Annotated in this window: 22 protein-coding genes; 15 read left to right on the forward strand and 7 right to left on the reverse strand. The window is 65.6% G+C overall.

Features of this window, described 5'->3' with window-relative positions; all coding sequences use genetic code 11:
* Positions 1-7: 7 nt before the first annotated feature.
* Positions 8-1,309 (reverse strand): UDP-N-acetylglucosamine 1-carboxyvinyltransferase, encoded by a 1,302-nt coding sequence (locus NFX52_RS01050; RefSeq protein WP_055399001.1) that lies wholly within the window; start codon positions 1,307-1,309, stop codon positions 8-10.
* Between the two features lie 219 nt (positions 1,310-1,528).
* Here NFX52_RS01050 and NFX52_RS01055 point away from each other — a divergent pair, with 219 nt between their 5' ends.
* Positions 1,529-2,623 (forward strand): IS5 family transposase, encoded by a 1,095-nt coding sequence (locus tag NFX52_RS01055; protein WP_082437487.1) that lies wholly within the window; start codon positions 1,529-1,531, stop codon positions 2,621-2,623.
* Positions 2,624-2,739: 116 nt separating this feature from the next.
* Here NFX52_RS01055 and NFX52_RS01060 read toward each other — a convergent pair whose 3' ends face one another.
* Together NFX52_RS01060 and NFX52_RS01065 are read right to left on the reverse strand one after the other, a co-directional pair.
* Positions 2,740-3,198, reverse strand: coding sequence for a (2Fe-2S)-binding protein (locus NFX52_RS01060; RefSeq protein WP_055398999.1), 459 nt, complete (start codon positions 3,196-3,198; stop codon positions 2,740-2,742).
* Positions 3,199-3,211: 13 nt separating this feature from the next.
* Positions 3,212-5,482, reverse strand: coding sequence for a xanthine dehydrogenase family protein molybdopterin-binding subunit (locus tag NFX52_RS01065; protein ID WP_055398997.1), 2,271 nt, complete (start codon positions 5,480-5,482; stop codon positions 3,212-3,214).
* A 337-nt stretch (positions 5,483-5,819) separates the two neighbouring features.
* Here NFX52_RS01065 and urtA point away from each other — a divergent pair, with 337 nt between their 5' ends.
* The 5 genes from urtA to urtE all read left to right on the forward strand — a co-directional run bounded on the left by urtA (position 5,820) and on the right by urtE (position 12,483).
* Complete coding sequence (gene urtA, locus NFX52_RS01070; RefSeq protein ID WP_055398995.1) at positions 5,820-7,091, forward strand: urea ABC transporter substrate-binding protein; 1,272 nt, start codon at positions 5,820-5,822, stop codon at positions 7,089-7,091.
* A 176-nt stretch (positions 7,092-7,267) separates the two neighbouring features.
* Positions 7,268-8,848, forward strand: a complete 1,581-nt coding sequence (gene urtB, locus NFX52_RS01075; RefSeq protein WP_055398993.1) for an urea ABC transporter permease subunit UrtB — start codon at positions 7,268-7,270, stop codon at positions 8,846-8,848.
* Positions 8,849-8,863: 15 nt separating this feature from the next.
* Positions 8,864-10,012 carry an urea ABC transporter permease subunit UrtC gene (urtC, locus tag NFX52_RS01080; protein ID WP_055398991.1) on the forward strand — a complete coding sequence of 383 codons (1,149 nt, stop codon included), beginning with the start codon at positions 8,864-8,866 and terminating at the stop codon, positions 10,010-10,012.
* Entirely contained in the window at positions 10,009-10,884 is an 876-nt protein-coding gene (gene urtD / locus NFX52_RS01085) for an urea ABC transporter ATP-binding protein UrtD (protein WP_055398989.1), read from the forward strand. Before urtC ends, urtD begins: the two co-directional genes overlap by 4 nt.
* A gap of 906 nt (positions 10,885-11,790) precedes the next feature.
* The gene (gene urtE / locus NFX52_RS01090) at positions 11,791-12,483 is read left to right on the forward strand and encodes an urea ABC transporter ATP-binding subunit UrtE (protein WP_055398987.1); all 693 of its coding nucleotides are present in this window, start codon (positions 11,791-11,793) and stop codon (positions 12,481-12,483) included.
* Positions 12,484-12,501: 18 nt separating this feature from the next.
* Here urtE and NFX52_RS01095 read toward each other — a convergent pair whose 3' ends face one another.
* On the reverse strand, positions 12,502-13,362 hold the full coding sequence (locus NFX52_RS01095) for a phosphatase PAP2 family protein (protein WP_238385642.1): 861 nt from the start codon (positions 13,360-13,362) through the stop codon (positions 12,502-12,504).
* A 290-nt stretch (positions 13,363-13,652) separates the two neighbouring features.
* Between NFX52_RS01095 and NFX52_RS31460 the strand changes: the two genes are divergently transcribed.
* Together NFX52_RS31460 and NFX52_RS01105 are read left to right on the forward strand one after the other, a co-directional pair.
* Positions 13,653-14,720: a diacylglycerol/lipid kinase family protein gene (locus tag NFX52_RS31460; protein WP_242701019.1), complete on the forward strand. Its 1,068-nt coding sequence runs from the start codon at positions 13,653-13,655 to the stop codon at positions 14,718-14,720.
* Between the two features lie 19 nt (positions 14,721-14,739).
* Complete coding sequence (locus tag NFX52_RS01105; RefSeq protein ID WP_055398981.1) at positions 14,740-15,534, forward strand: metallophosphoesterase family protein; 795 nt, start codon at positions 14,740-14,742, stop codon at positions 15,532-15,534.
* 100 nt (positions 15,535-15,634) lie between these two features.
* Here NFX52_RS01105 and NFX52_RS01110 read toward each other — a convergent pair whose 3' ends face one another.
* Together NFX52_RS01110 and NFX52_RS01115 are read right to left on the reverse strand one after the other, a co-directional pair.
* Positions 15,635-16,819 (reverse strand): porin, encoded by a 1,185-nt coding sequence (locus NFX52_RS01110; protein WP_055398979.1) that lies wholly within the window; start codon positions 16,817-16,819, stop codon positions 15,635-15,637.
* Between the two features lie 297 nt (positions 16,820-17,116).
* The gene (locus tag NFX52_RS01115; RefSeq protein ID WP_082437486.1) at positions 17,117-17,860 is read right to left on the reverse strand and encodes a TetR/AcrR family transcriptional regulator; all 744 of its coding nucleotides are present in this window, start codon (positions 17,858-17,860) and stop codon (positions 17,117-17,119) included.
* Positions 17,861-18,029: 169 nt separating this feature from the next.
* Between NFX52_RS01115 and NFX52_RS01120 the strand changes: the two genes are divergently transcribed.
* From NFX52_RS01120 to NFX52_RS01135, 4 genes are all read left to right on the forward strand, one after another.
* A complete protein-coding gene (locus NFX52_RS01120; RefSeq protein WP_252635350.1) occupies positions 18,030-19,022 on the forward strand; it encodes a tripartite tricarboxylate transporter substrate-binding protein in 993 nt (330 codons plus the stop codon).
* Between the two features lie 34 nt (positions 19,023-19,056).
* Positions 19,057-19,890, forward strand: coding sequence for a cyclase family protein (locus NFX52_RS01125; RefSeq protein WP_055398975.1), 834 nt, complete (start codon positions 19,057-19,059; stop codon positions 19,888-19,890).
* A complete protein-coding gene (locus NFX52_RS01130; protein ID WP_055398974.1) occupies positions 19,887-20,870 on the forward strand; it encodes a fumarylacetoacetate hydrolase family protein in 984 nt (327 codons plus the stop codon). The genes NFX52_RS01125 and NFX52_RS01130 overlap by 4 nt, the downstream gene beginning before the upstream one ends.
* A gap of 267 nt (positions 20,871-21,137) precedes the next feature.
* Positions 21,138-22,220: an adenylate/guanylate cyclase domain-containing protein gene (locus NFX52_RS01135; RefSeq protein WP_252635352.1), complete on the forward strand. Its 1,083-nt coding sequence runs from the start codon at positions 21,138-21,140 to the stop codon at positions 22,218-22,220.
* A gap of 28 nt (positions 22,221-22,248) precedes the next feature.
* Here the strand turns inward: NFX52_RS01135 and NFX52_RS01140 are convergent, their stop codons facing one another.
* A complete protein-coding gene (locus NFX52_RS01140) occupies positions 22,249-22,977 on the reverse strand; it encodes a haloacid dehalogenase type II (RefSeq protein WP_055398970.1) in 729 nt (242 codons plus the stop codon).
* A 241-nt stretch (positions 22,978-23,218) separates the two neighbouring features.
* Here NFX52_RS01140 and NFX52_RS01145 point away from each other — a divergent pair, with 241 nt between their 5' ends.
* The 3 genes from NFX52_RS01145 (at position 23,219) to NFX52_RS01155 (ending at position 26,427) form a co-directional block, all read left to right on the forward strand.
* Positions 23,219-24,433: an MFS transporter gene (locus NFX52_RS01145; protein WP_055398968.1), complete on the forward strand. Its 1,215-nt coding sequence runs from the start codon at positions 23,219-23,221 to the stop codon at positions 24,431-24,433.
* Between the two features lie 160 nt (positions 24,434-24,593).
* The gene (gene alaC / locus NFX52_RS01150) at positions 24,594-25,820 is read left to right on the forward strand and encodes an alanine transaminase (protein ID WP_055398966.1); all 1,227 of its coding nucleotides are present in this window, start codon (positions 24,594-24,596) and stop codon (positions 25,818-25,820) included.
* Between the two features lie 124 nt (positions 25,821-25,944).
* Positions 25,945-26,427: a GNAT family N-acetyltransferase gene (locus NFX52_RS01155; protein ID WP_055398964.1), complete on the forward strand. Its 483-nt coding sequence runs from the start codon at positions 25,945-25,947 to the stop codon at positions 26,425-26,427.

Genomic DNA, 26,427 nt, shown 5'->3' on the forward strand with positions numbered 1-26,427 from the left:
CCGCTCCTCACTCCTCGCTCGTCCACTCCACCTGCACGCCCAGGCTGCGCAGGTTCTCCACGAAGTGCGGGTGGGCGCGGCGGATGGGTGTGGCGTTGCGGATCTCCGAGCGCCCGGGGGTGCTCGCCGCCACCATGAAGAGCGCAATCGCCACGCGGATGATGTAGGGGCTCTCCACCACCGCAGGCGTCAGCGGGTTGCCGCCAAAGGTCACCAGCCGGTGCGGGTCGGACTGGAACACATGCGCGCCAAACTTCGACAGCTCGCCCGCCCAGCCCAGGGCGCCGTCGTACACCTTGTTCCAGAACAGCGCATTGCCCTGTGCCCGCACACCGAGGGCGATGAAGATGGGCAGCAGGTCCACCGGAAAATACGGCCAGGGCGCGGCCTCCACCTTGGTCAGCACGTTGCTGGTGAACGGCGTCTGCACCTTGAGCGGGCCCGCGCAGTGCGCGCGCGACCAGCCGTCTTCGTGTGTGATGGTGACGCCGAACTTGGCAAACGTGCGGTCGATGAGCGGGAAGTTCTCGGGCGCACTGTTCTTCACCACCACGTCGCCGCCGGTGATTGCACCCAGCGCGAGGAAGGTCGTGATCTCGTGAAAATCTTCGTCAAAGCGAAACTCGCCACCGCGCAGCTGCGTGCCGCCATGGACCGTGATGCGCGAGGTGCCCATGCCCTCGATGCGCACGCCGATCAGCGCCATGAACCGGCAGAACTCCTGCACATGCGGCTCCGACGCGGCATTGGTCAGCACCGACGTGCCCTCGGCCGTGGCGGCGCACAGCACAAAGTTCTCGGTGGTGGTGACCGATGCGTAGTCCAGCCAGTGGTGGTTGGCCTGTAGGCGGCCTTCGCAGCGGATCAGCAGCGAGCCCTCGGCCCGCTCCACGCGGCCACCAAAGCGGTGGAAGACCTCCACATGCGGGTCGATCTCGCGCACACCCAGGGTGCAGCCCTTGACGTTGTCCTCCAGCCGCGCCACGCCAAAGCGCGCCAGCAGCGGCGGCACCAGCATGATGGAGGAGCGCATCTCCTCGGGCAGGCGGTGGTGGGCCGCGTCGAACGTGGTGGCGTGGTGGTGCAGGTCCAGCGTGCCGGTGGCGTGGTCCATCTGCACATCGCTGCCCAGCGTGCGAAAGATGTCGAGGATCTTGCGCACGTCGGTGATGTCGGGCACGCCCAGCAGGCGCAGCGGCTCGTTGGTGAGCAGCGTGGCGCACAGCACGGGCAGCACCGCGTTCTTGTTGGCAGAAGGAATGATGCGGCCCCGCAGCGGGGTGCCGCCGTGGACGACGAGGTTGGACATGGGGAGGGAGGCTGAAGAGGCCTGGGCGGGCCAGGGGTTGCGCGAGGTCGATACTCTAACTGGGTTGGGGTTTTGGTGTGTTTGGGGGCGGTGTGCTTGTGTTGAGTGCGGAGGCCGGGTTGTCGCCCCGGCAGGCGACTCACTTTTCTTTGCTTCGCCAAGAGGGTGTAGAAGAAATAAATTAAAATCCTGTCGCACTGACCAAGCAGGAGCAATGCAATGGCAAAGACAGGCCGACCGCCCGTGATATCCACTGGGGAGTACGCAGCCTTGCGTGAGGTAGTGCGCGACAACCCCCAGGCGACACTGCCGGAGTTGGCCCTGGTCTGGGGCGAACGCATGGGCCGCAACGCCCCCAGCACAGTGACCCTGCGTGCAGCGCTCAAGGCCGCTGGGTTACAGCGGACACGACCCAAGCAGCAACTGGCACGCGCCAACCCCCAGCAGCCTGGCACCCGCTACGGCTACACCGCCCTGCATCGCCCCAGCAGCGACTCGGGCATGGCCCTTGCCCTCACAGACGCTGAATGGGCACTGGCCCAGGACTTGTTCGAACCAGAGCCCGGCGCGCGAGGTCGGCCTGCAACGTACTCTCGACGCAGCGTGGTTGAAGCGTGCTGCTACGTGCTGCGCACCGGCTCGTCCTGGCGCAACCTGCCCACCCAGATCTATCCTCCCTGGCAGTCGGTGCAAAAAGCCTTTGTACGCTGGGCCCGTCAAGGCAAGTTTGAAGCGCTGCACGAGCGTCTGCGCCAGCAGTGGCGTCAACGTGTGGAGCGCGCAGAGCAGCCCAGTGAAGCCGTGATCGACTCCCAATCCAACCGTGGCTGCCCTCAGGGCGGAACGCTGGGCTTTGATGCGGGCAAGAAGGTTCAAGGGCGCAAGCGCCATCTGGTCGTGGATACGCTGGGATTGCTGCTGGCGGTGGTGGTCACCAGCGCCGCTGTACCGGACCGCGCAGCGGCTGGGCAAGCAGTGGCACAGGCGTGCGCACGCACAGGCGGGTCGTTGAAGGTGTTGTGGGCCGACAGTGCATATGCCGGGCAATGTGCTCAGGAGATCGAAAAGGTGCACCGGGTGCAGGTGCAGATAGTGCGCAACAGTGGCCGTCACCGTTGGGATGACGCTCAGCAATCGTTGTGGAGCGAAGAGCAGCCGGTGGCCATGCCCAAGAAGCGTTGGGTGGTGGAGCGCACCCATGCATGGCTGGAGCGTAACCGAAGGCTTGTGATGCACCATGATCGCAAGCCGTTCTATGCGCAGGCATGGGTGTGGCTGGCGCAGGCGCGGATGCTGCTGGGGCGGTTGAAATAGATTTCTTCTACACCCTCTCGGCGACGCAAGAGAAAGTTACTGCGCCGCCGGGCGCACACCCCGGCCTCTGCCCTTCAAGTAGGCATGCAGCTCAGATCAGCGAGCGAAACCAAAAATCAACCCCGCCCCTCAGCGGCCCGATGAATCGCCGCCCGTATTCGCGGATACGTCCCGCAGCGGCACGCATTGCCACCCATCGCAGCATCAATGTCCGCATCGCTGGGCTTCGGGGTTTTCTTGAGCAGCGCGCAGGCCGACATCAGCTGCCCGCTCTGGCAGTAGCCGCACTGCGCCACATCCAGCACCGTCCATGCGGTGCGCAGGGCCGTGGCCTCGGGGCCTTGCAGGCCTTCAATGGTGGTGATATCGGCATCGCCCACGGCCGACAGGGGCGTGATGCATGCGCGCACGGGTTCGCCGTTCAGGTGCACGGTGCAGGCGCCGCACAGCGCCATGCCGCAGCCAAACTTGGTGCCGTTCATGTGCAGTTCGCCGCGCAGCACCCACAGCAGGGGCGTGTCGGGTTCGGCGTTGACGGAGATGGCTTTGCCGTTGATGCGCAAGGTGGTAGGCATGGTTTCAATCCAGTCAGGCAAGTTTCAGAGGCAGGGCGCGCAGGCGCTGGCCAGTCAGGGCGAACAGCGCATTCGCCACCGCAGGCGCAATGGGCGGCACGCCGGGCTCGCCCACGCCCTCGGGCGGTTCGGCGCTGTCGATGATGTGGGTCTCCACCTGCGGGCAGTCGGCCATGCGCAGCAGTGGCACGTCGTGAAAATTGCTCTGCTGCACCTGTCCGTCCTTCAACGTGATCTCGCCATACAGCGCCGCCGTGAGCCCAAACACCACGCCGCTTTCCATCTGCTGCGCAATCAGGTTGGGGTTGATGGCCGCGCCGCAGTCGACAACACACACCACGCGGTGCACGCGTATGGCCTTGTCCGCCCCCACCGACACTTCGGCCACCTGCGCCACGATGGAGCCGAACGACTGGTGCAATGCCACGCCGCGCGCACGCTTCTCGCCCGCTGCACCCGGTGCCAGCGGTTTTCCCCAGTCCGCCAGCTCGGCCGCCTTTTGCAGCACCTTCAGATGGCGCAGGTGCTTTTGCAGCAGTGCGGCGCGAAACGCCACCGGGTCCTGCTTGGCCGCTGCTGCGGCCTCGTCCACAAAACTTTCCTTGAAAAACGCCTGGTGCGAGTGCCCGACCGAGCGCCAGAAGCCCACCGGCAGCGGCAGGTCGACGATCTCGTGCGCAATGCGCGCATGGGGCCATTCGTAGGGCTGGTCGAACGCGCCTTCGGACGTGGTCTTGTCCGGCCCCGCGCCTGCGAGGCCAAAGGTGCGCACCAGCACCTGCGGCACGATGGCTTGGCCGACCGAGATGTTGTGCCAGGCCACCAGCTGGCCCTGTGCATCAAACCCAGCCTTGGAGCGCGCCAGACACGCAGGACGGTAGAAGTCGTGCTGCGTGTCCTGCTCGCGGCTCCACAGCGTCTGCACGGGTGCGCCGCCGGCCACCTTGGCTATGGCGGCGGCCTGGGCCACGTAGTCGGCCTCCAGTCGGCGGCCAAAGCCACCGCCCAGCAGCAGCTGGTGCACGGTCACTTTCTCGTCGTCGATGCCTAGCGCCTTGGCCGCCGCGCGGCGCGCCAGGCCCGGCACCTGGGTGGATGTCCACACGGTGGCAGCGCCGTCTTTGAATTGCACCGTGCAGTTGATCGGCTCCAGCGCGGCGTGGGCCAGGTAGGGCGCGCGGTAGTCGGCGGTGATGGTGGTCGCAGCGCCTTGCATGGCCGCGTCCACATCGCCCGCGCTGTGGTAGCCAAAGCCTTTGGCCTGGTCCAGCGCCTGGGCCAGTCGCGCCATCACGGTTTCGCTCGACAAGGTGGCGGCGGGGCCGTGGTCCCATTCCACGGTGACTGCGGCGGCGGCCTTTTTGGCGTGCCACGGCGTGTCGGCAATCACGGCCACGCCGCCCGTGCCGCCGTGGTAGGGCGCCACTTCGAGCACGTGTTTCACGCCGGGCAGTTTCTGGGCGGCGGCTGCATCAAAGCGGGCCACCTTGCCGCCGCGCGTGGGGCACATCACCAGGCTGGCGTGCAGCAGGCCGGGCGGGTTGGCGTCGATGCCGAACACGGCCGTGCCGTCGAGTTTGGACGGCGCCTCGATGCGCGTGAGCGGCTTGCCGATCAGCTTGAACTGCGCGGGCTCTTTCAGCGTGACCTTGCCCGGCATGGGCTGCTGCGCGGCCATTGCCGCCAGCTCGCCAAAGGTGGCGCGCTGCCCTGCGGTGTGTTCCACCCAGCCTGCGTTGGCCGTGCACTCGGTCGCTTGCACGCCCCACTGCGCAGCGGCAGCGCGGATCAGCATCGCACGCGCATGGGCGCCAGCTTCGCGCATGGGCAGCCACAGGTCCTTGATGCTGCTCGATCCGCCCGTCATCATCACGCCCACCTCGCGCATCGTCTTGGCAGTCAGCCAGCCGGCCACGGCCTTCATCGAGCCATCGTTGTCGGGGTGAAAGGGCAGGCCGTCCACCACCGTGGCGAGGTTGTTGTAGATATCGTCGATGGGCGTCATCTCCAGCCGCACCTGCGCCCAGTCGGCGTCCAGCTCTTCGGCCAGGATGGCGGCCAGGCCCGTGTGTGCGCCCTGGCCCATTTCGGACTTGGCCATCATCACCGTCACGGTGTTGTCGGCCCCCACTTTGACCCAGCCGTTCAACGCGGCCTGTCCGCGGGTCTGCGGCAGCGGGTCGGACGGGTGCAGGCGCTGGCGCGGCGGCATCACGCCCCAGCCAATGACCAGCGCGCCCGCTGTTGCGGCGCCGCCGAGGAGCACTGTGCGTCGTTTCACCATGGGTTCATTCCTTATTGGGGCCTTAGCTGCCCATCGTAAATCCGAGGGGCGTTTCTCCACCACCGGGATTGCCGCAGATTTTGAGTGTTTTCGGCCTCTAGCGCTTATCCATAAAGCGCTAAAAGCTATTAAATGCATAGCGTTTCGCCTACCCGACACAACTGATTGACCCGGCCATTTACCTATGCAGCCGTGCCGCCGTGTACGCCACCCGGCGTATTTCCCAAGCAGGCCCCGCTCTCCAGAATCCATTCCATCGCTCGATCACCCAGTGCCCCGCAAGGGACCGGCGAGCGAAGCGGCTTGATTGATTGAAACCACCACCGGAGAAGCACACATGCAACGTCGTTATTCCCTCAAGGCCTTCGCGGCCGTCGCTACGCTCGCTGGCCTGTCTGCGCTGCCAGCCCACGCACAGGAGACCATCAAGGTCGGCATTCTGCACAGCCTGTCGGGCACCATGGCCATCTCCGAGACCGTGTTGAAAGACACCGTGCTCATGGCCATCGACGAGATCAACGCCAAGGGCGGCGTGCTGGGCAAGAAGCTCGAACCCGTGGTGGTGGACCCGGCCTCCAACTGGCCCCTGTTTGCCGAAAAAACCAAGCAGCTGCTCGGCCAGGACAAGGTCTCGGTCATCTTCGGCTGCTGGACCTCGGTGTCGCGCAAGTCGGTGCTGCCAGTGGTTGAAGAAATGAACGGCCTGCTGTTCTACCCCGTGCAGTACGAAGGCGAAGAGCTGTCCAAGAACGTGTTCTACACCGGCGCCGCGCCCAACCAGCAAGCCATCCCTGCGGTGGACTACCTGATGAGCAAGGACGGCGGCAGCGCCAAGCGCTGGGTGCTGCTGGGCACCGACTATGTGTACCCCCGCACCACCAACAAGATCCTGCGCGCCTACCTCAAGTCCAAGGGCGTGAAGGACAGCGACATCGACGAGAAGTACACCCCGTTCGGCCACTCCGACTACCAGACCATCGTGGCGGACATCAAGAAGTTCAGCCAGGGCGGCAAGACGGCGGTGGTCTCCACCATCAACGGCGACTCGAACGTGCCCTTCTACAAGGAACTGGGCAACGCAGGCCTGAAGGCCAAGGATGTGCCTGTGGTCGCCTTCTCGGTGGGCGAGGAAGAACTGCGCGGCGTGGACACCAAGCCGCTGGTGGGCCACTTGGCCGCATGGAACTACTTCCAGTCCATCAAGAGCCCGGCCAACACCGAGTTCATCAAGAAGTGGAGCGACTACGCCAAGGCCAAGGGCATTGCCGGCCACAAAGACAAGCCGCTCACCAACGACCCGATGGAAGCTACCTACATCGGTATCAACATGTGGGCCCAGGCCGTGACCAAGGCCAAGAGCACCGACACCGACAAGGTGATTGCCGCCATGGCCGGCCAGACCTTCAAGGCGCCCTCGGGCATCGTCAGCAAGATGGACGAGAAGAACCACCACCTGCACAAGAGCGTGTTCATCGGAGAGATCAAGGCCGACGGCCAGTTCAACGTGGTGTGGAAGACCCCCGGCCCGGTAAAGGCCAAGCCATGGTCGCCTTACATCGAAGGCAACGACAAGAAGAAGGACGAGCCGGACGGCAAGTCGAAGCTGTGATTCGGTACACCCCCCTGAGGCGCTAGCGCGCCTTCACCCCCTCTCTCGCCTCGCTGCGCGATGCGGGAGGGGGGACGATGCCAGCGGCCCGGCAAAGCCGGTTCCGCGGCATCCCTGGCCTGGGTTCGCGCATGTTCCGCGGCCCGCTGCTTCTTCAGACGCCACCGGCTTGTGCCATGCTTTCATCCATCTTTTCCCGCCTGATCGCCTGCCTGCTGCTGTGTGCAGCCGTGCAGGCGCACGCACTCACGGCCGAGGCGGCGCGGGCCATGGCCAGTGGCGATACCGACGAGCGCATCGCCGCGCTGCAGCAGGCCATTGCCACCCCCGACGACGCCACGCTGGCCTTCATTCGCGCCATGGGCGAAGACGCCGTCAAGATCGCAGGCGGCAAGGCCATCGTCATGAAGGACGACAAGGGCTACGACCCGGTGAGTGGCGCCGAGGTGCCTGTGCCCGACGATGCCGAAGATATCGTCAACAACAACCGCATGCGGGGCGAGTTCGACGCAGCGCTGGCTTCGCTGCAACTGCTGTCGCCCGATGTGGCCCAGCGCCGCACCGCCATCGACGCGCTGCGCGAAGAGACCGACGAGGCGCGTCTGCCTCTCATTGAAAAGGCCCTTGCCGCTGAAAAGGACGTTGCCCTGCAAGCCCGCCTCGAAGCCATCCGCGCACGCATCCTGCTTGCCAGCAGCGACGCGTCGCAGCGCCTGAAGGCCGCGCAGTATCTGGCCACCAGCGGCAACCCCGGCACGCGCACCGTGCTGCTGGAGCAGCTGCGCAATGAACAGGATCCTCAGGTCAAAGCCGCCATCCAGGCCGCGCTGACAGCGGTGGAAGGCCGCCTGCAGTGGGGCGAGAAGCTGGCCGCGCTGTTTACTGGCGTCAGCCTGGGCTCCATCCTGCTGTTGGTGGCGCTGGGCCTGGCCATCACCTACGGGCTGATGGGCGTGATCAACATGGCCCACGGTGAGCTGATGATGATCGGCGCCTATGCCACCTATGTGATGCAGGGTGTGTTCCAGCGGTACTTTCCGGGCGCGTTCGACTGGTACCTGGTCGCGGCCGTGCCGGTGGCGTTCATGGCGTCGGCCCTGATGGGTGCGGTGCTGGAGCGCAGCGTGATCCGCTTCTTGTATGGCCGCCCGCTGGAGACGTTGCTGGCCACCTGGGGCATCAGCCTGATGCTGCAGCAACTGGTGCGCACCGTGTTCGGCGCGCAGAACGTGGGCGTGGAAAACCCCGCGTGGATGAGCGGCGGTGTGCAGCTCATGGAGAACCTGCAACTGCCCTGGAACCGCGTGATCATCGTCGCCTTCGCGCTGGCGGTGCTGGCCGGTGTGGCCTTCCTCATCAGCAAAACGCGCCTTGGCCTGTTTGTGCGCGGTGTTACGCAGAACCGGCCCATTGCCTCGTGCATGGGCGTGAACACGGCGCGTGTGGATACCTATGCCTTTGCACTGGGCTCGGGCATCGCGGGCCTGGCGGGCTGCGCATTGAGCCAGGTGGGCAACGTGGGGCCCGACCTGGGGCAGAGCTACATCGTGGATTCGTTCATGGTGGTGGTGCTGGGCGGCGTGGGCCAGCTGGCCGGCACCGTGTATGCCGCGCTGGGCCTGGGCGTGCTCAACAAATTCCTCGAAGGCTGGACGGGCGCCGTGCTGGCCAAGATCGCCGTGCTGGTGTTCATCATCATCTTCATTCAGAAGCGGCCGCAGGGCATCTTCGCCGTGAAAGGCCGCACTGCGGACTGAAGGGCGATCCACACCATGACCACCAAGCTTTCCAATCTCCAACTGCCCGCACCCGCACCGCTGCTCACACGCGGGGGCTGGTCGGCCTTCATCGTGGCGCTCATCGTGGTGTGTGCCGTGGCCCCCGTGCTCAACCTGTGGGTGCCTGCAGGCAGCGCATTCCACCTCAGCGACTACGCTGTAGCGCTGCTCGGCAAGATCATGTGCTACGCCATCTGCGCGCTGGCCATGGACCTGATCTGGGGCTACACCGGCATTCTGAGCCTGGGTCACGGCCTGTTCTTTGCGCTGGGCGGCTACGTGATGGGCATGTACCTCATGCGCCAGATCGGCCGCGACGGCAACTACAAAAGCGACCTGCCCGACTTCATGGTGTTCCTCGACTGGAAGGAGCTGCCCTGGCACTGGGCGCTGTCCGACAGCTTTGTGGCGACGTTGATCCTCATCGTTGCGGTGCCAGGTTTCATTGCCTTTGTGTTCGGCTACTTTGCCTTCCGCTCGCGCATCAAGGGCGTGTACTTTTCCATCATCACGCAGGCCATGACGTATGCGGCCATGCTGCTGTTCTTTCGCAACGAGACGGGCTTTGGCGGCAACAACGGCTTCACGGATTTCAAGCGCATTCTGGGCATGCCCCTGGCCACGCAGAACATGCGCATGACGCTGTTCGTGCTCACGGGCGTGACGTTGCTGGTGTTCTTTTTGCTGGCCCGCTGGCTGGTGCGCAGCAAGTTCGGCCGTGTGCTGCAGGCGGTGCGCGATGCGGAGACGCGCGTCATGTTCTCGGGCTACTCGCCGCTGCCCTACAAGCTCACCATCTGGACCATCAGCGCCATGATGTGTGGCGTGGCGGGTGCGCTGTATGTGCCGCAGGTCGGCATCATCAACCCCGGCGAGATGAGCGCCGCCAACTCCATCGAGATCGCGGTGTGGGCCGCAGTGGGCGGCCGCGCCACGCTGATCGGGCCCATCGTGGGGGCGTTCATCGTCAACGGTGCCAAAAGCTGGCTCACGGTGACGGCGCCGGAGTTCTGGCTGTATTTTCTGGGCGCATTGTTCATAGCCGTCACGCTGTTCTTGCCCGATGGCGTGGTGGGGCTGGTGAAGAAGCTCAAGGCCAAGACCCAGGCAAAAACAAGCACGACGAAGGGAGCCGCGCAATGACGCCCGATCTGATGGAAGAAGGCGCGCGGCGTTTTCAGGAAAAGCTGGCGCCTGCTGCCCTGGGCCAGACCGAATCCGGCGGCCGCACTGCAGGCTTCTCGCGCATCGCCACGCCGGGTGAAGTGGATGTGACCCACGGCCGCATCCTGTACCTGGAAGACGTGAACGTGAGCTTTGACGGCTTCAAGGCCATCAACAACCTGAGCCTGGACATTGCGCCCGGTGAGCTGCGCTGCATCATCGGCCCCAATGGTGCGGGCAAGACGACGATGATGGACATCATCACCGGCAAGACGCGGCCGGACAGCGGCACGGTGTACTTTGGCTCGACCATCGATCTGCTGCGCCACAACGAGCCGGAGATTGCGAGCCTGGGCATCGGCCGCAAGTTTCAAAAGCCCACGGTGTTTGAGCAGCTCAGCGTGTTCGAGAACCTGGAACTGGCTTTGAAGACGCACAAGGGTGTCACGTCGAGCATGTTTTTCCGGCTGGACTCCATGCAGTCGGATCGGCTGGCGGAGATCCTGCACACGATTCATCTGGCCGATAGCGTGGCGCGTATGGCGGGGAACCTGAGCCACGGGCAAAAGCAGTGGCTGGAGATCGGGATGCTGCTCATGCAGGACCCGAAGTTGCTGCTGCTGGACGAGCCTGTGGCGGGGATGACGGATGAAGAAACTGCGCGCACTGCGGAGTTGTTTTTGACGCTCAAGGGCAAGCATTCGCTGATGGTGGTGGAGCATGACATGGGGTTCATTCGCACCATTTCGGAGATCGTGACGGTGTTGTGCGATGGGTCTGTGCTGGCGCAGGGGACGCTCGATCAGGTGCAGGCGGATGAGCGGGTGATTGAGGTTTATCTGGGGCGGTGATGGTGGCTGCTCGCTCTTTGCTCTGTGGCCGTGCAGCGGAACCTCGACGGTTCGGGCTGAGCTTGTTGAAGCCTGGGCTTGCGTGCTGGTTTGGGCGGTGTGCTTGTGTTGAGGGCGGAGGCCGGGTTGTCGCCCCGGCAGGCGACTCACTTTTCTTTGCTTCGCCAAAGAAAAGTAAGCAAAAGAAAGGCGACCCCCAGTCTGCGACCCCTGCGCTGCGCTACGGGGCGACCTGCGTCGGGGCGGTTGCGGGGTGCGCCGCGGAACTCGCTTTGCTGCTGTGCAGCGCCGCTCGGACAACCACGGCGAGTCAGATCACGAAGCACGCGCGCTCCGACGCGCGTGCCACCCCGCAACCGCCCCGCCGCAGGCGCAGCCAGCAGGGGGTGGGCAGCCGAACAGCCAAACAGCCATACGGGCCTTTGCTTCGCTCGGCCTCACCTCGCGGGCGCAAGCGCCACGCGCTGCGCAAACTGGGCCGAGCGAAGCAATGGCCCGTGTGGATGTCCGGTTGCGGGTTCCCTTCAGGATGCGCCGAGGAGCGCAGCGGCCAGCGGATCAGGGCTCGCGATTGTTTGAGCGCAACGCAGTGGAGCGAGTTGGAGCGAGACCCCGCTGGACGCGAGCACCGCAGGTTGCCCGCAGCGAAGCGAAGGGACGCAGCGTGTAGGGTCGCCTTCTCTTTGGTGACTTTCTCTTGGCGAGGCAAGAGAAAGTTACTGCGCCGCCGGGCGCACACCCCGGCTCCCGCCCTCAAACCAGGCACATCGCACAGATCAGCGAGCTTGCCTGCCCTGGCTTCGACAAGCTCAGCCCGAATGGGCAGGGGATGCCAGATACTATAAAAACAATAGCTGCTTGCGCTTGAAGGACAAGCGCTAGAGGCCAAAAACACTCAAAACCACCATGCTCACCGTCCAAAACATCAACCAGTACTACGGCGGCTCCCACATCCTGCGCGACGTGAGCCTCACCGCCCAGGCCGGCAAAGTCACCGTCCTCCTCGGCCGCAACGGTGTGGGCAAAACCACGCTGCTCAAAAGCCTCATGGGCCTCGTCCCCATCAAAAGCGGGGGCATCACGTTCGACGGCAAACCCATCGACAAAACGACGCCGTACGACCGCGCCCGCGCCGGCATCGGCTTTGTCCCCCAGGGCCGTGAAATCTTCGGCCGCCTCACCGTGGAAGAAAACCTGCGCATGGGCCTGGCCTACAAAAGCGGCTCCACGCCCGTGCCCCCGCACCTGTACGAGCTGTTCCCCGTGCTTAAGCAAATGCTCAAACGCCGGGGGGGAGACCTATCCGGCGGGCAACAGCAGCAGCTGGCCATCGCCCGCGCCCTGGCCCCCGGCCCACGTTTGCTCATCCTGGACGAGCCCACCGAAGGCATCCAGCCCAGCATCATCAAAGACATCGGCCGCGTCATTCGCATGCTGGCAGACAAGGGAGAAATGGCCATCCTGCTGTGCGAGCAGTACTACGACTTCGCGCAGGAGCTGGCCGATGACTACCTGGTGATGGAGCGCGGCGAAGTGATTGCGCGCGGCCCGGGCAGCGAGATGGAAGCCAAGGGAATTCGCAATCTGGTCGCCATCTGAATGAAGGCGACAAGACGCTCAGGCCTGGGCCTGCACCAGGCGGTTTTGTGAACCACGCCAGCGCGACACACTTTCCATGATCAGCACCGTGCACAGCACCCAGGTGCCCGCCAGCAGCCAGCCCGCCAGCACATCGCTTGCGTAGTGCACCTGCAGCACCACGCGGCTCCAGCCAGTGGTGAAGGTGAGCGCGCCCGCTGCCAGCACCGCAGGCAAGTGCCAGGGCCTTGGCAGCAGGCGGGTAGCCAGGTAGGCCAGCATGGCGAAGGCCGCCATCGACGCGCTGCTGTGCCCGCTTGGAAAGCTGAAACCGTGGGCCTGTGCAATGCCATGTTCGTATTCCGGCCGCACGCGTTCGAACAGTTTTTTCAGGATCTTGGTCAGTGCACCATTGCCCGCCAGGGCCACCAGCCAGCCGGTGGCCAGTAGGCGCTGCTGGCACGCCCACAGCAGCGCCGCCACCACCACGGTGCACCCAGTCAGCACCCACGAATCGCCCAGGTGCGTTAGCACTGCAAACCACTGCAGCACGGCCGTGTCGGCGTGCGTGCGCAGTCCTTGCGCAATGGCATCGTCCAGTGTTCCCCAACGGCCGCCCCCGCTCCAGCTTTCGGCCAGTTCGGCCATCGTGGCGCCCGCCAGCACCAGTGCGAATGCGCTGGCTCCCATGGCGGCCAGCACCACCCCATACGCCTGCGCGGGCAAAAACCTGCGCAGCGGCGGGCTGTGGTGCTGCGCGGTGCGCAAGCCGACCAAGGCCAGCGCGCCCACCAGGGCCGAGGCCACCATGCCTGCCACCCACCATTCCATCGGGTAGCGCGCCAGCAGCGCCCCCAGCGCGGCAAGGTCCATCGGGGTCGTGAGTGTCGTTGTCGTCATCGGGTGCTGGTGGCTTTCTGCGTTTTGTTTTGGAAGTCAATATGAGGGAGCCGGGCGTTGTAACCGAGTTCCCTACACCCCGCCACAGCGAAGGTGTATGCCCCCTTGCCATGGGCCGTCTGTCGGCAAACTCTGACAGGGCAAGGGCGCAGCTGCTGGCTGCGGCAGGGGCGCGGCGGGGCGATCATTCAGGTCACCGCATTACACAATTCAGGATGGCTGCAGGGGGCTCCCGGGCACAATCCGTGCCCGACGCTCCAGGCGTTGCCTCCTGACGCAGCCGTCGAACCATGACCCCTTCCGAGCATCCCCATCCTGTCCGTCCCCACGGGCCCATCCACCTGGTGGTGCCCAAGCGCCCCGGGGCCGACCTGGACCTGCTGCGCGCCAAGCTGGAAGGCGTGCCCGCCTTGCAGGAGCACGACGTGGTCTGGCATGTGCCCGACCAGCGCGGCGACATCGTGCAGCTGGCGCGCGATGCCGCGCAGGCTGCGCTGGCCGATGGCGGGCTGGTGGTGGCGGCAGGGGGTGACGGCACCATCAACGCCGTGGCCTCGGCGGCGCTGCTGGCGGGGGTGCCACTGGGGGTGGTGCCCATGGGCACGTTCAACTACTTCAGTCGCGAACACGGCCTGGCGCTGGACCCCGAAGCCGCCGTGCAAGACATGCTGCAGGCGCTGCGCAACGGCGACCTGCGCCCCGTGCAGGTCGGTTTTGTCAACCGGCGCATGTTTGTCGTCAACGCCAGTGTGGGCCTGTACCCCAAGATGTTGGCCGACCGCGAAATGGCCTCGCGCCGCTTTGGTCGAAAGCGCTGGGTGGCCGTGGCGGCTGCGGTTTGGAGCATGTTCCGCCCCTCGGCGGGCCGCCGCTGGCGCGTAGTGATGAAGACCGACCGTGGTGCCCAGGCGCAGCAAGAGGAGCACCTGGTCACCACGCTGTTTGTGGGCAACAACCCTTTGCAGCTCGACCGCATGGGCCTGCCGCAGGCGCAAACCGTGGCCGACGGCGGCAAGCTGGCCGTGGTCATGCTCAAGCCCCAAGGCCGCTGGGCCATAGCGCGCACCGTGTGGAACGCGGCCACCGGGCAGTTGCACAAAGACAATGCCGTGGTCAGCATGGCCTGTACCGAGCTGACCGTCACCCCCGCCAGTTGGCGTCCACCGCAAGTCAAGCTGGCGTTTGATGGCGAGCGCGAATGGATGGTGCCGCCCCTGCATTTCCGCCTGAGCGAGCGCCCGCTGTGGCTGGTGGCGCCCACCACCTTGATGCGTGATGATGAGCAGGAGGGCGAGACCCAGGGTGCGCCAGTTGCAGCGCCAGAGCCCGCGTCGGTGCCCGGTCTCGTGCCTGCATGACATTGGCCTGAAAGCACCGATGACCGTTTTGATGCACCTCTCGGATCTGCACTTTGGTGCACACGATCCTGCGGTGTGTGCGGCGGCCCAACGGCTGGCGCAGCGGCTGGGCGTGGCGATGGTGGTGGTGTCCGGCGACCTGACGCAGCGCGCCACCGCCGTGCAGTTTGAGCAGGCCGCGCGATTTGTCAAAGGCCTGCATGCCCGCTCTACCCTGGTGCTGGCGGGCAACCACGACCTGCCGCTGTTTGCCTGGTGGATGCGCTGGGGCCGCGCCTACGAGCGTTATGCCCACCAGTTCGGCATCGATCAGGAGCCTGTGCGGCAGACGGGCGCCTTTTATGTGGTGGGCGTGAACACCACCCGCGCCTGGCGGCACGAGCGGGGCAGCCTGTCGTGGGCGCAGATCGATCATGTGGCCATGCTGCTGGCGCGCGCCCCGCCAGATGCCTGGCGCATCGTGGCCAGCCACCACCCCCTGGTGTCCCGCGACGCCGCCGACCGCGCGCACCGGCCCCACCGGGCGGACGAAGCATTGCAACGCTGGCGCGCGGCGGGTGCCCATATGCTGCTGTCAGGCCACGTGCATGAACCCAGCGTGTTGCAGCCCCTGCCGGGCCTGTGGGCCTGCCGCGCTGGCACGGCGGTATCGCACCGCCTGCGCCACGGCAGCCCCAACAGCCTGGTGGTGCTGACGGTAGAAGCCTCAGGCGCCGCCGTGGGGGGCTGGGCCCGCTATGCCGCGCGCTGGGATTACGACGAAGCGGCAGGGGAGTTTGTGTGTGTGCAGCGGCAGGCGGTGGGGGCGGAGTGAATCGTGGACCCGCGGAGGCCGGGAGCGGCGCTTGATAAAAAAGGGGCGCCCAAAGGCGCCCCAACCTTGGGACTCTCCGTAAACCTTTCTGAAAAACGGATCAAAACCGGTGGCGCACCCCCACCGCAAAGCCGGTGCCCTGTGCGCTGACTACAGACGGCGGCGCAGGCAGTGTGCGGGTCTGGGTGCTGTCGCGCATCACCATGGCATACAGGTCCGTGCGCTTGGACAGGAAATAGTCATACCCCAGGGTGAACACCTTGCGCTCCACATTGCCGCCCGCCACCGTGGCAGGCACGGGGCCCACGGTGTCGCTGGTGCGGCGCACCGCGTAGCCCGCCAGCACACGGCCTGCACCCACGGGCACAGCGGCGCTCACATCCCACACCCGATACGACAGGTTGAGCGGCGCAGCGGCCGTGCCCCGGTTTTCAATGCGGCCCAGGTGGGCAAACAGCCTGACCACCTCGAAGTCGTACGACGCGGCCAGCTGCCAGGCGCGTGTGTCGTTGGGCGAGGTGCCGTCGGCAAAGGTGCCGGGGTTCTTCTTCACGCTCTGCCACGCCAGCGATGCGGCCCACGGGCCTTGGGCATAGGCCAGCCGTGCCGCGCTGTTGCCGCCGCCCTGGGCTTCCGAGATGGCATGTGCCACCGAGGCATTGAAGCCCGCGACGCTGGGGCTGTCATACACCACCGAGTTGGCCCATGCCGTGCCACCCGTGAGCGGGCTGCCGATGAAGGTGACCAGGTTCAGCGGCCCCAGCACGGTGGAGTCGCCAAACGCGTTGGAGGTGATGGAGTTCAGGAACAGCAGCGATGTGACATTGCCCAGCCGCACGCGGCCCCAGTCGCGGTGCGACACGCCCACCCAGGCGGCGCGCGAGAACACGGGGTCGGCAGCCACGTTCACGGGTGCGGGCAGCGCATCACTGCGGCCGGTGGCGCCCGAGTCGTTGCGCACAAAGGACGACAGCTCGAACTGTGCCGACAGCCCGCCGCCCAGGTCTTCGGTGCCGCGCACGCCCCAGTGGCTGGTTGACATGCCGCCACCGTCCAGTTTGGTCACGGCGCGGTCCTGCGCGTTGATGCCGGCGGCGGGGCCCGCAAAGCGGCCCACGGCGGCATCGACCAGGCCATACAGCTGCAGTCCGGGGCCAGATGCTGGCTGTGCCTGCGCGGCGAGGGTGGTGGCAGACAGGGCTGCAGCGGTGCCCAGGGCGCGTGTCCAGCGCCGACGGGCCCGAGGGTGGAAGAGGTGGGGCGTGGGGGAGGTGTGAGGTTTCATGGTGTCTTTCGATGGGTGAGGGGCAAGCGGAGGGCGAACCGGTCCACGGCGCAGCCAGGGCTGTTCCGAAAACGCAGTTCAACGGGGGAGGGCGTCAGCGCGTTGTGTGCGCCGGTTCGCGGCGGCTAAAGCGCGCCGGTCTGCCGCGCCGATGCCTGGGGTGGGGCGGCAGCGCAGGGCCCCAGCCACCTGGGGTGGCGGTGGGCAGGGGCCAGAAAAATGGGCGTGGCTGTGCCTGGCATGCGGCGCTCGCGCGGCAGTGCTGGTGATCGGGGCGGGGGTGTCAGCGGCTTGGCGTCAGTGCACCTGGCCTTCACAGGCGCCACGCATGCCTTGCGCGATGAAACGCACCAGCAGTGGCCCCGCTGCAGCCTCGTCGCCCGGCTGGTTCTGGCCGTACGACAGGCGCTCGATGCGCTGGTCGTTCACATGGTGCAGCAGCGCGCCCAGCGCGAACTGGTAGCACCACGCGGCTTGGCTGCGCGTGGCCTGGGGCAGGGCGGCGGCAATCGCATCAATGAACGCATGGGCCAGGGGGTCGAACAGCTCGCGGATGATGGGCTCGTCTTCTTCCAGGTGGTCGTTCATGCCACGTGACAGCAGGCGCAGAAAGTGGTGGCCCGCAGGCTGGCGGGCCACCTCCAGCACGGGCAGCACGAAGGCCTTGACGATTTCGTCCAGAAGCTGACCGGGTGGGGCCGCCTGCTGGGCTTGGGCCAGTGACTGCAGCCGCACATCGATGTAGCCCGCATGCGCGCGAAAGATGGCGTGGTACAGCGAGAGCTTGGGGCCGTAGTAGTAGCCCACCAGCGCCAGCGGCACACCGGCTTCGTCGGCAATGTCGCGGATCGACACGCCATGAAAGCCACGCGTGGCAAACAGCCGCTCGGCCGCCTGCAGGATGTTGGCCTGGCGGTTGGGGGCCAGCACTTCTTCGCTGGTGGCGCTGCGGGCGGCGGCACGCTTGCGCGCCGAGGCTTTCGCGGCAGGGGCGACGGGCACGGTGGCCGCAGTCTGGGGGGTGGATCGGGATTTGGGCATAGGCTGGTTTATACGGTTGTATAAATTTATTGAACACTCGTACAAACCCCAGTCGATTTCAATTTGTACGTTCGTATAATTTTTTCATGCCACCCGCTGCAGGCCCTGTCAGATTTGGCTTGCGGGGTGTCGCTGCAACGTCCATCCATTCCAACAGGAGACAGACACCATGATCACCCGCCGCCGTTTCACCCAACTTTCTGCCGCCCTGCTGCCCACTCTGGGCGGTGCTCCTGCCGCCTGGGCGCAGGCCAGCAAAGACGCCATGCCCGACATGGCGCGCATCATCTCGGGCTTTCCGGCCGGGGGCACGGCCGATGCGCTGGCGCGCCGTGTGGGCGACCGCATGCGGGGCCACTACGCGGCATCCTTGGTGGTGGACAACAAGCCCGGCGCAGGTGGGCAGATCGGCATCCTCAACCTGCGCGACAGCCCGGCCGATGGCACCAGCCTGCTCATCACGCCGTCGTCCATGCTGTCCATCTACCCCTACACCTACCCCAAGCTGCGCTACACGCTGGACGATGTGGCGCCCGTGTCACTGGGCGCCATGTTCGACCACGGCCTGGCCGTGGGCCCCGGTGTGCCCGACAGCGTGCGCACGCTGGCCGACCTGCTGGACTGGATGCGCGCCAACCCCGGCAGCGCCAACTACGGCAGCCCCGGCGCAGGCTCCATGCCGCACATGGTGGGCGTGCTGCTGGGGCAATTCAGCAAGATCGACATGCGCCACATCGCCTACCGGGGCACGGTGCCCGGCATGCAAGACCTGCTGGGCGGGCAGATTCCCGCGTTCTGGGGGCCAATTGGCGACTACCTGCAGCATGGCAAGGGCGGCAAGCTGCGCGTGCTGGCCATTGCGGGCAGCAAGCGCTCACCGTTCCTGCAGCAGGTGCCCACGCTGACGGAGTTGGGCTACCTCCTCAAGGTCAGCGAGTGGTACGGCTTCTTTCTGCCCGGCAAGGCCACGCCCGAGACCATCAAGCGCGCATCCGATGCCCTGCAGGCCGCGTTGAACCAGCCCGAGGTGGTGGAGTACGGCAAGCAGTACGGCCTGGAGGTCAAGCCCTCCACCGCCGCGCAGCTGGCGCAGATGCTCAAGGCCGATGCCGACCAGTGGCGCGGCCTCATCAAGCAAACCGGCTTCACGGCCGAATCCTGATCGCCTTGTTTCGACCTTTCCACCCGACCCCGCCATGACCACCACGCTCGCCACATCTGCGCGCCGCATCATCGATATGTCGATGCACCTTGAAAACGATGTTGTCTCTGACCCGCCCGGTCTGGGCCCGCGCATCAACTACATCGACCACCAGATGAGCTTTGCGGACCTGGCGCAGTTCTTCCCCGGCCTGCAGAAGGAAGACCTGCCCGATGGCGAATCCTGGGCTGTGGAGGAGGTACAGCTCAACACCCACAACGGCACGCACCTGGACGCGCCGTACCACTTCGCCTCCACCATGGACGGCGGCCAGCGCGCGCTGTCCATCGACGAGGTGGATCTGAACTGGTGCTTCCAGCCCGCCGTGAAGCTGGACTTTCGCCACCTGCCTGACGGCTACGTGGTGCAGGCCGCCGATGTAGAGGCCGAACTTGCCCGCATCGGCCACACGCTGCAGCCGCTTCAGATCGTGGTGGTCAACACCCGCGCCGGCAGCGCCTACGGCACGCCGGGCTACACGCGTGCGGGCTGCGGCATGGGCTACGAGGCCACCATGTACCTGCTGGAGCGCGGCGTGCGCCTGACGGGCACCGACGCCTGGAGTTGGGACGCCCCCTTTGCCTACACCGCGCAGCGCTATGCCGAAAGCGGCGATGCATCGCTGATCTGGGAGGGCCACAAGGCCGGGCGCGACATTGGCTACTGCCACCTCGAAAAACTGCACAATCTGGAGGCGCTGCCCGCCAGCGGCTTTTACATCTCGTGCTTTCCGGTCAAGGTGCGCGGCGCCTCGGCAGGCTGGACGCGTGCCGTGGCGATCTTCGACCCGGTGCTGCCGCTGCAACCCGCTACCGGGGCGAAGCCATGAAACTTGCGACACTGCGAAACGGCCAGCGCGACGGCCGCCTGGTGGTCGTGTCGGCCGATGCGCGCCGCTGCATCGACGCCAGCCCCGTGGCCCCCACGCTGCTCGATGCCCTGGAGCGCTGGAGTGTGGTGGAGCCAGCACTGCAAGACTTGTCCCGTACAGTGAACGCGCCCGCAGCCCTGGGCTCCATGCCCTTCGACGCCCGCGAATGCTCAGCCCCGCTGCCACGCACCTGGCAGTGGCTGGACGGCTCAGCGTTCTTGAACCACGGCCACCTCATGGAGCGCGCCTTCAAGGTGCCGCCCGTGGCCGACTTCGACACCATCCCGCTCATGTACCAGGGCGCAGCCGACGACTTTCTGGGCCCACACGACGATGTGGCCCTGCCGTCCGAATCCGACCAGATCGACTTTGAGGGCGAGTTTGGCGTGGTGCTCAGCGAAACACCCATGGGCGTCACCGCCGAAGAGGCGCTGCAGCATGTGCGCTTCATCGTGCTCATCAACGACTGGAGCCTGCGTGCCTTCGGCCCGCGCGAAGCCAAAAGCGGCTTCGGCTTTGTGCAGGCCAAGCCCTCCACCGCATTCGCGCCCATCGCCGTCACGCCCGACGAACTGGGCGCGGCGTGGAACGGCGGCCGCGTGCACCTGCGGCTGCAGACGCAGCGCAATGGCGAATGGTTTGGCCACCCGCATGGCGGCGCCATGCACTTTCACTTTGGCCAGTTGATCGCCCATGCAGCGCGCACGCGCAGGCTGTCGGCTGGCACCAGCATTGGCTCGGGCACTGTATCGAATGCGGATGTGAATGTGGGCTCGTCCTGCATTGCCGAGCGCCGCATGGTGGAAGCCTTGGCTGGCGGTGCGCCGCGCACGTCGTTTCTGCGCTTTGGCGAGCGGGTGCGCATGGTGGCGCTCAATGACCGCGGTGAGCCCGGGCCGTTCGGTGTGCTGGAGCAGACCGTGGTGCAGGCTGAGTAAACGGGTCGGTTGCAGGACAAGTGCTATATATTTTATAGCTACTTGCGCTTGATGAATAAGCGCTGCAGGCCAAAAGGGCTCATGTCGACGTTCCATGGGCCTGGGCGGTGCCCGTCCCCGAACACGGTGCCATAGCCCCGCCAGGTTTCCACCCAACCGCCCGCACCGGAGTGTTTTCACGGCTTGACCGCTTGTGCACAGCGCGCCTATCCTGCCTGCATCCCCGTTGGCAGCAGCCTTCGGCTCCACCCGCCGGACTCACGCACGATGCACAAAGAATTCCACCAAGATGCGGTGCGCCGCCTGCAGACGCTGATCGAGCGCGAGACCGGCACGCCGCTGCGCGAAGAAGCCCTCGCCGAGATGGCTGCCATCCTGCGCCAGGGCGACGGCCCGGAAGGTGCCGCCACCGATGACCGGTCTGTGGCCCCGCGCGAGGTCACCATCCTGCTGGCCGACCTGCGCGGGTTCACCGCACTGTCGGGCTCGCAACCGGCGTCGGTGGTGATTGCGGCGCTCAACCGCTGCCTGTCGCGGTTGTCCGAAGTGGTGTTCAAGTACCAGGGCAGCATCGACAAGTTCATGGGCGACTCGATCATGGTGCTGTTTGGCGCGCCCGTGGCGCGCGAGGACGATGTGGATCGCGCGCTGCTGTGCGCCGTGGAGATGCAGATGGCCATGCGGGAGCTGAACCTCGCCCACCTGCGCGAGCGGCTGCCCGAGGTTTTTCTGGGCATTGGCGTGAACACGGGCACGGTGATGGCAGGGCGTTTTGGCTCGGATGTGTATTCCGAATACACCGTGATCGGCGAGGCCGTCAACCTGGCCTCGCGCATCGAGGCGCTGAGCCTGCGCGGCCAGGTGCTCATCAGCGACACCACGTGCCAGCGCTGCTGGGGCCTGGTGTCGGCGTCCGAGCCCATGCAGGTGTACGTCAAGGGCCGCACGCAGCCTGTTTGCTTGCGCGAGCTGATCGCCATTCCGTCGCAAAAGCTCAAGGTGCCGCGCCAGGAGTTTCGCCGCAGCCACCGCGTGGACGCGCGCCTGCCGTGCCTGTGCCAGCGCATGCATGACAAGATCGTGGTGCCCCACATCGTGCATGGCGCCATTCGCGATATCGGCTACCACGGCCTGATGGTGGAGCTGGTGGAGCCGCTGGAGCCGCACGGCGAAATCAAGCTGGAGTTCGAGCTGCCCCTGGTGGACTACCGGGCGGCCGATGTGTATGCGCGCGTTGTCACGCTCAAGCAGGAGCGCGACGAGTGGGTGGCTGGCCTGGAGTTCACCTCCATCAGCGCCGAATGCCACGCCAAGGTGCAGATGTTTGTGCAGCTATTGGTGGCGCACTGACCTGCGCGGGTGCGATCCAGGGGCACCTTCAGCAGCCCAGCATCTGCGCCAGATCGTTCAGGTCTGTGGCGTGCAGGTCATTGCCCGGCTGTGGCGTGCCGTCCTTGGGCCGGGCGGCGCCCAGCTCCAGGGGGCGCTCAATGTAGGCCGTGCGCAGGCCGCAGGCGCGCGCGGCGGCCAGGTCGTCGTGGTGGGTGGCTACCAGCGCCACCTGTTTGGGCTGCAGGTCAAACACGCGCGCTACGCCCAGGTAGGCCTCGGGGCTGGGTTTGTAGGCCTTGAACACCTCAGCGCTGAGCACACAGTCCCACGGTAGCCTGGCGCGCTTGGCCATGTTGGTGAGCAGGCCGATGTTGCCGTTGGACAGCGAAGTGATGGTGAAGCGTGTCTTGAGCCGCGAGAGGCCTTCCACGCTGTCGGGCCAGGCATCGAGCCGGTGCCACACGCGGTTGAGGTGGCGGGGCTCGGCCTCGGGCAGGTGCGCCAGGCCAAAGCGCGGCAGGATTTCGTCGAGGATGCTTCGGTGCAGGTCGTCGACCAGTGTCCAGCCCTGCTCACCCCGCATCACGCGGGCCATTGCCGGCTGGTAGCCGGCGCGCCACGCCAGCGCAAACGCGTCTCCATCTACCGCAGGGTACAGCGACTGCATCTCGCGCACGATGCTGCCGTGCCAGTCCACCACGGTGCCAAAGATGTCGAATGCCAGCACCTTCACGGTGCTGGCGATGTGGTCTGCTGTGCTTGGGGTGTTCGTCATTCGCAGTCCTTGAAAAAGGAGGAAGGGCGTGGTCAGGGCGTCAGCGTAGCAGCCATTGCTGGAATGGCTTTGAACCTGGGTTACATATTTCCCCGCTTCAGCAAGGCGGTGCTTTGCATGCTATGGTTACAAAAATCGGGTTTACCCCCGTAACTGCGTTTCTTTCTCTCCTTCTCCCTGTCTCGTCTACCTCCTGCGCCCTGCCGTCGCTTGCCGGTGCAGCGTCTCCCCTGTTGTTGCCATGACCGCGCCCCTTTCCCCCACGTCCATCTCCGCCACTCCCACCGACGACCGCACTCTGGTGCGTGCCGTGCTGGCCCTCGGGGTCGGTGGCTTTTCCATCGGCACGGGTGAGTTCGTCATCATGGGTTTGCTGCCCGAGGTGGCGCGCGACATTGGGGTGAGCATTCCGCAGGCTGGCCACGTCATCAGCGCCTATGCCCTGGGCGTGGTGGTGGGCGCACCGGTGCTGGCAGTGCTGTGCGCCCACTGGGGGCGGCGCGCGTTGCTGATGGCGCTGATGGTGGTCTATGCGCTGGGCAACTTCGCATCGGCGCTGGCGCCAGGCTACGGCTCGCTCAGCGCCATGCGGCTGTTCACCGGCTTGCCGCACGGCACCTACTTTGGTGTGGCTGCGCTGGTGGCCGCTGCGTTGGCGCCGCCCGGGCGGCGCGCGCGGGCTGTGGGTTGGGTCATGCTGGGGCTCACCACCGCCACGCTGGTGGGCGTGCCCATTGCGGCCGCACTGGGCGAGGCGTTTGGCTGGCGAGCTGCGTTTGTGTTTGTGGGGTTGATCGCGGTGGCCGCAGTGGTCATGGTGCGCCTTTGGGTGCCCGCCATGCCCGCATCGCACGGCGCCAGCCCGCTGCGCGAGCTGGGCGCGCTGGCGCGCAAGCAGGTGTGGTTCACGCTGGGCATTGGCGCCATCGGTTTTGGTGGCATGTTTGCAGTGTTCAGCTACATCAAGCCCACCTTGATCGAGGTGGCCGGCATGCCGCCCGCGCTCATGCCCTTTGTGCTGTCGCTGTTTGGCCTGGGTATGGTGGTGGGCAACATCGTGGGCTCGCGCATGGCCGACAAGGCGCTGATGCCTGCTGTGGGCAAGGTACTGGTGTGGTCCATCCTCGTGCTGGCGCTGTTTGTGCCCGCCGCACACCACCCTGCCAGCGCCGCGCTGGCCACGTTCTTTTTGGGAACCTTGGTGGCCATCGGCCCCGCGCTGCAGATCCGCCTGATGGACGTGGCGGGCGACGCGCAGACCCTGGCCGCCGCGCTCAACCACTCGGCCTTCAACGCCGCCAATGCGCTCGGCGCGTGGCTGGGCGGCGTGGGCATTGCGGCAGGCTTGGGTTGGACGTCTACCGGGTGGGTGGGCGTGTTGCTGGGGCTTGGCGGCGTGGGCATGTTTGCGTGGGCGCTGGTTAGCGAGCGGAACACCAGGCGCGTCGCCGCCTGACGACCACGGGCCACTGACCTGTGTTGTGTCGCGGCGGTGCGACACTGCCGCAATCCACGGAGAAATGACCGCGTTGTGCCTTAAAGTGGCAGCGGGCCGGCCTTTCTGCCAGCCACGTCGCTCGGACGGTTCCGGGCGCTTACGTGAAAGTCACCACAGCATGTCTGCTTCTCAAGGCAAGCGCCGCTTTGCGCGCATCGATCGCCTCCCTCCCTACGTCTTCAACATCACGGCCGAGCTGAAACTCGCCGCCCGCCGCCGTGGCGAAGACATCATCGACATGAGCATGGGCAACCCCGACGGTGCCACGCCGCCGCACATCGTCGCCAAGCTCACCGAAGTGGCCCAGCGGCCCGACACCCACGGCTACAGCGCCAGCAAGGGCATCCCGCGCCTGCGCCGCGCCATCAGCCATTGGTACAAAGACCGGTATGCGGTGGACATCAATCCCGACACCGAGGCCATCGTCACCATCGGCTCCAAGGAAGGCCTGGCCCACCTCATGCTGGCCACGCTGGATAGGGGCGACACCGTGCTGGTGCCCGATCCGAGCTACCCCATCCACATTTATGGCGCGGTGATTGCCGGGGCCGACATCCGCAGCGTGCCCGTGGCGCCCGATGTGGACTTTTTTGCCGAGCTGGAGAAGGCCATCCGAGGCAGCTACCCCAAGCCCAAGATGATGATCTTTGGCTTTCCCAGCAACCCCACGGCGCAGTGCGTGGAGCTGAGTTTCTTCGAGCGCGTGATCGCCCTGGCCAAGAAGCACGACATTCTGGTGGTGCACGACCTGGCCTACGCCGACATCGTGTACGACGGCTACCGCGCCCCCAGCATCATGGAAGTGCCCGGCGCCAAGGATGTGGCTGTGGAGTTTTTCACCCTGAGCAAAAGCTACAACATGGCAGGGTGGCGCATCGGCTTCATGGTGGGCAACCCCGACCTGGTGGCTGCCCTGGCCCGCATCAAGAGCTACCACGACTACGGCACCTTCACGCCCCTGCAGGTGGCCGCCATCGCCGCGCTGGAGGGTGACCAGCAGTGCGTGAAAGACATCGCCGCCCAGTACCAGCGCCGCCGCGACGTGCTCTACAAAGGCCTTACCGAAGCGGGCTGGGCCGTGGACTGCCCCAAGGCCAGCATGTACATCTGGGCCCGCATCCCCGAGCCGTATCGCGCGCTGGGCTCGCTGGAATTTGCGAGGCAACTGCTGGACAAGGCCAAGGTGTGTGTGTCGCCGGGCATCGGCTTTGGCGACCAGGGGGATGAGTACGTGCGCTTTGCGTTGATCGAGAACGAGGCGCGGATCCGGCAGGCGGTTCGGGGGATTCGGGGGATGTTCAAGGCGGATGGGTTGCTCATGGCGCCTACGACAGCGGCGGCCTGACATTGGAAGAGGCCGTTTGGGGACTGAACTCCAATTGATTCTGAATGGGGATTGAGGCTTGCCCCCTCCTTGGGGCCATAGCGGTCTTGAAGTTCTCACTACTATTCGGTTGTGCGAGGAACCCATGCTTCAGAACTACGTGCTGCTCCGAGAATTCCTCCCGCGCGATCAGGAGGTGTTCTGTTCGCTGCAGGAAGATCAAGACGTAGGTCAGTTTGTAGATTGGTTGCCACGAACGCGCTATCAAGCGGAAGTTGCTTTCTGGGATGCGCTGGAGCAGCAGGTTATGCCGATCAGAAGCCGATTTTTCTACGCTGTCGAAGTGGACTCCATCGTGGCGGGGAGCGTGGGGTTCACGTTGCTCAGCGGTGGTAGCGCTGACTGTGGGTGGTTCTTGCGTAAGAACTTTTGGGGTAAAGGCATTGGCACGAAGGCTGTTGCCTTATTAGTAGAAGATGCCTTCGTAAAAGGCATTTCTAAGCTGAGAGCATCTGCTAGAAGCCAAAACATCGGCTCTATAAGGGTTGCAGAGAAGTGCGGCTTTCAGCGCCTTGGTGAGAAAAATGGGCGTGTATTTTTCGAGGTTATTGATAACCGAAAGATTTGA

It is taken from the genome of Acidovorax facilis (assembly GCF_023913775.1).
Taxonomy (GTDB): domain Bacteria; phylum Pseudomonadota; class Gammaproteobacteria; order Burkholderiales; family Burkholderiaceae_C; genus Acidovorax; species Acidovorax facilis.

What these genes read in the sequence shown, in the direction of transcription:
- NFX52_RS01065 (WP_055398997.1), bottom strand. Translation starts at nt 5,482, where the DNA reads ATGGTGAAACGACGCACAGTGCTCCTCGGCGGCGCCGCAACAGCGGGC.
- NFX52_RS01110 (WP_055398979.1), bottom strand. Translation starts at nt 16,819, where the DNA reads ATGAAACCTCACACCTCCCCCACGCCCCACCTCTTCCACCCTCGGGCC.
- urtA (WP_055398995.1), top strand. Translation starts at nt 5,820, where the DNA reads ATGCAACGTCGTTATTCCCTCAAGGCCTTCGCGGCCGTCGCTACGCTC.
- NFX52_RS01140 (WP_055398970.1), bottom strand. Translation starts at nt 22,977, where the DNA reads ATGACGAACACCCCAAGCACAGCAGACCACATCGCCAGCACCGTGAAG.
- urtB (WP_055398993.1), top strand. Translation starts at nt 7,268, where the DNA reads ATGCTTTCATCCATCTTTTCCCGCCTGATCGCCTGCCTGCTGCTGTGT.
- NFX52_RS01055 (WP_082437487.1), top strand. Translation starts at nt 1,529, where the DNA reads ATGGCAAAGACAGGCCGACCGCCCGTGATATCCACTGGGGAGTACGCA.
- urtD (WP_055398989.1), top strand. Translation starts at nt 10,009, where the DNA reads ATGACGCCCGATCTGATGGAAGAAGGCGCGCGGCGTTTTCAGGAAAAG.
- urtE (WP_055398987.1), top strand. Translation starts at nt 11,791, where the DNA reads ATGCTCACCGTCCAAAACATCAACCAGTACTACGGCGGCTCCCACATC.
- NFX52_RS01135 (WP_252635352.1), top strand. Translation starts at nt 21,138, where the DNA reads ATGCACAAAGAATTCCACCAAGATGCGGTGCGCCGCCTGCAGACGCTG.
- NFX52_RS01155 (WP_055398964.1), top strand. Translation starts at nt 25,945, where the DNA reads ATGCTTCAGAACTACGTGCTGCTCCGAGAATTCCTCCCGCGCGATCAG.
- NFX52_RS31460 (WP_242701019.1), top strand. Translation starts at nt 13,653, where the DNA reads ATGACCCCTTCCGAGCATCCCCATCCTGTCCGTCCCCACGGGCCCATC.
- NFX52_RS01060 (WP_055398999.1), bottom strand. Translation starts at nt 3,198, where the DNA reads ATGCCTACCACCTTGCGCATCAACGGCAAAGCCATCTCCGTCAACGCC.
- alaC (WP_055398966.1), top strand. Translation starts at nt 24,594, where the DNA reads ATGTCTGCTTCTCAAGGCAAGCGCCGCTTTGCGCGCATCGATCGCCTC.
- NFX52_RS01130 (WP_055398974.1), top strand. Translation starts at nt 19,887, where the DNA reads ATGAAACTTGCGACACTGCGAAACGGCCAGCGCGACGGCCGCCTGGTG.
- NFX52_RS01115 (WP_082437486.1), bottom strand. Translation starts at nt 17,860, where the DNA reads ATGCCCAAATCCCGATCCACCCCCCAGACTGCGGCCACCGTGCCCGTC.
- NFX52_RS01095 (WP_238385642.1), bottom strand. Translation starts at nt 13,362, where the DNA reads ATGACGACAACGACACTCACGACCCCGATGGACCTTGCCGCGCTGGGG.
- NFX52_RS01050 (WP_055399001.1), bottom strand. Translation starts at nt 1,309, where the DNA reads ATGTCCAACCTCGTCGTCCACGGCGGCACCCCGCTGCGGGGCCGCATC.
- NFX52_RS01105 (WP_055398981.1), top strand. Translation starts at nt 14,740, where the DNA reads ATGACCGTTTTGATGCACCTCTCGGATCTGCACTTTGGTGCACACGAT.
- urtC (WP_055398991.1), top strand. Translation starts at nt 8,864, where the DNA reads ATGACCACCAAGCTTTCCAATCTCCAACTGCCCGCACCCGCACCGCTG.
- NFX52_RS01145 (WP_055398968.1), top strand. Translation starts at nt 23,219, where the DNA reads ATGACCGCGCCCCTTTCCCCCACGTCCATCTCCGCCACTCCCACCGAC.
- NFX52_RS01120 (WP_252635350.1), top strand. Translation starts at nt 18,030, where the DNA reads ATGATCACCCGCCGCCGTTTCACCCAACTTTCTGCCGCCCTGCTGCCC.
- NFX52_RS01125 (WP_055398975.1), top strand. Translation starts at nt 19,057, where the DNA reads ATGACCACCACGCTCGCCACATCTGCGCGCCGCATCATCGATATGTCG.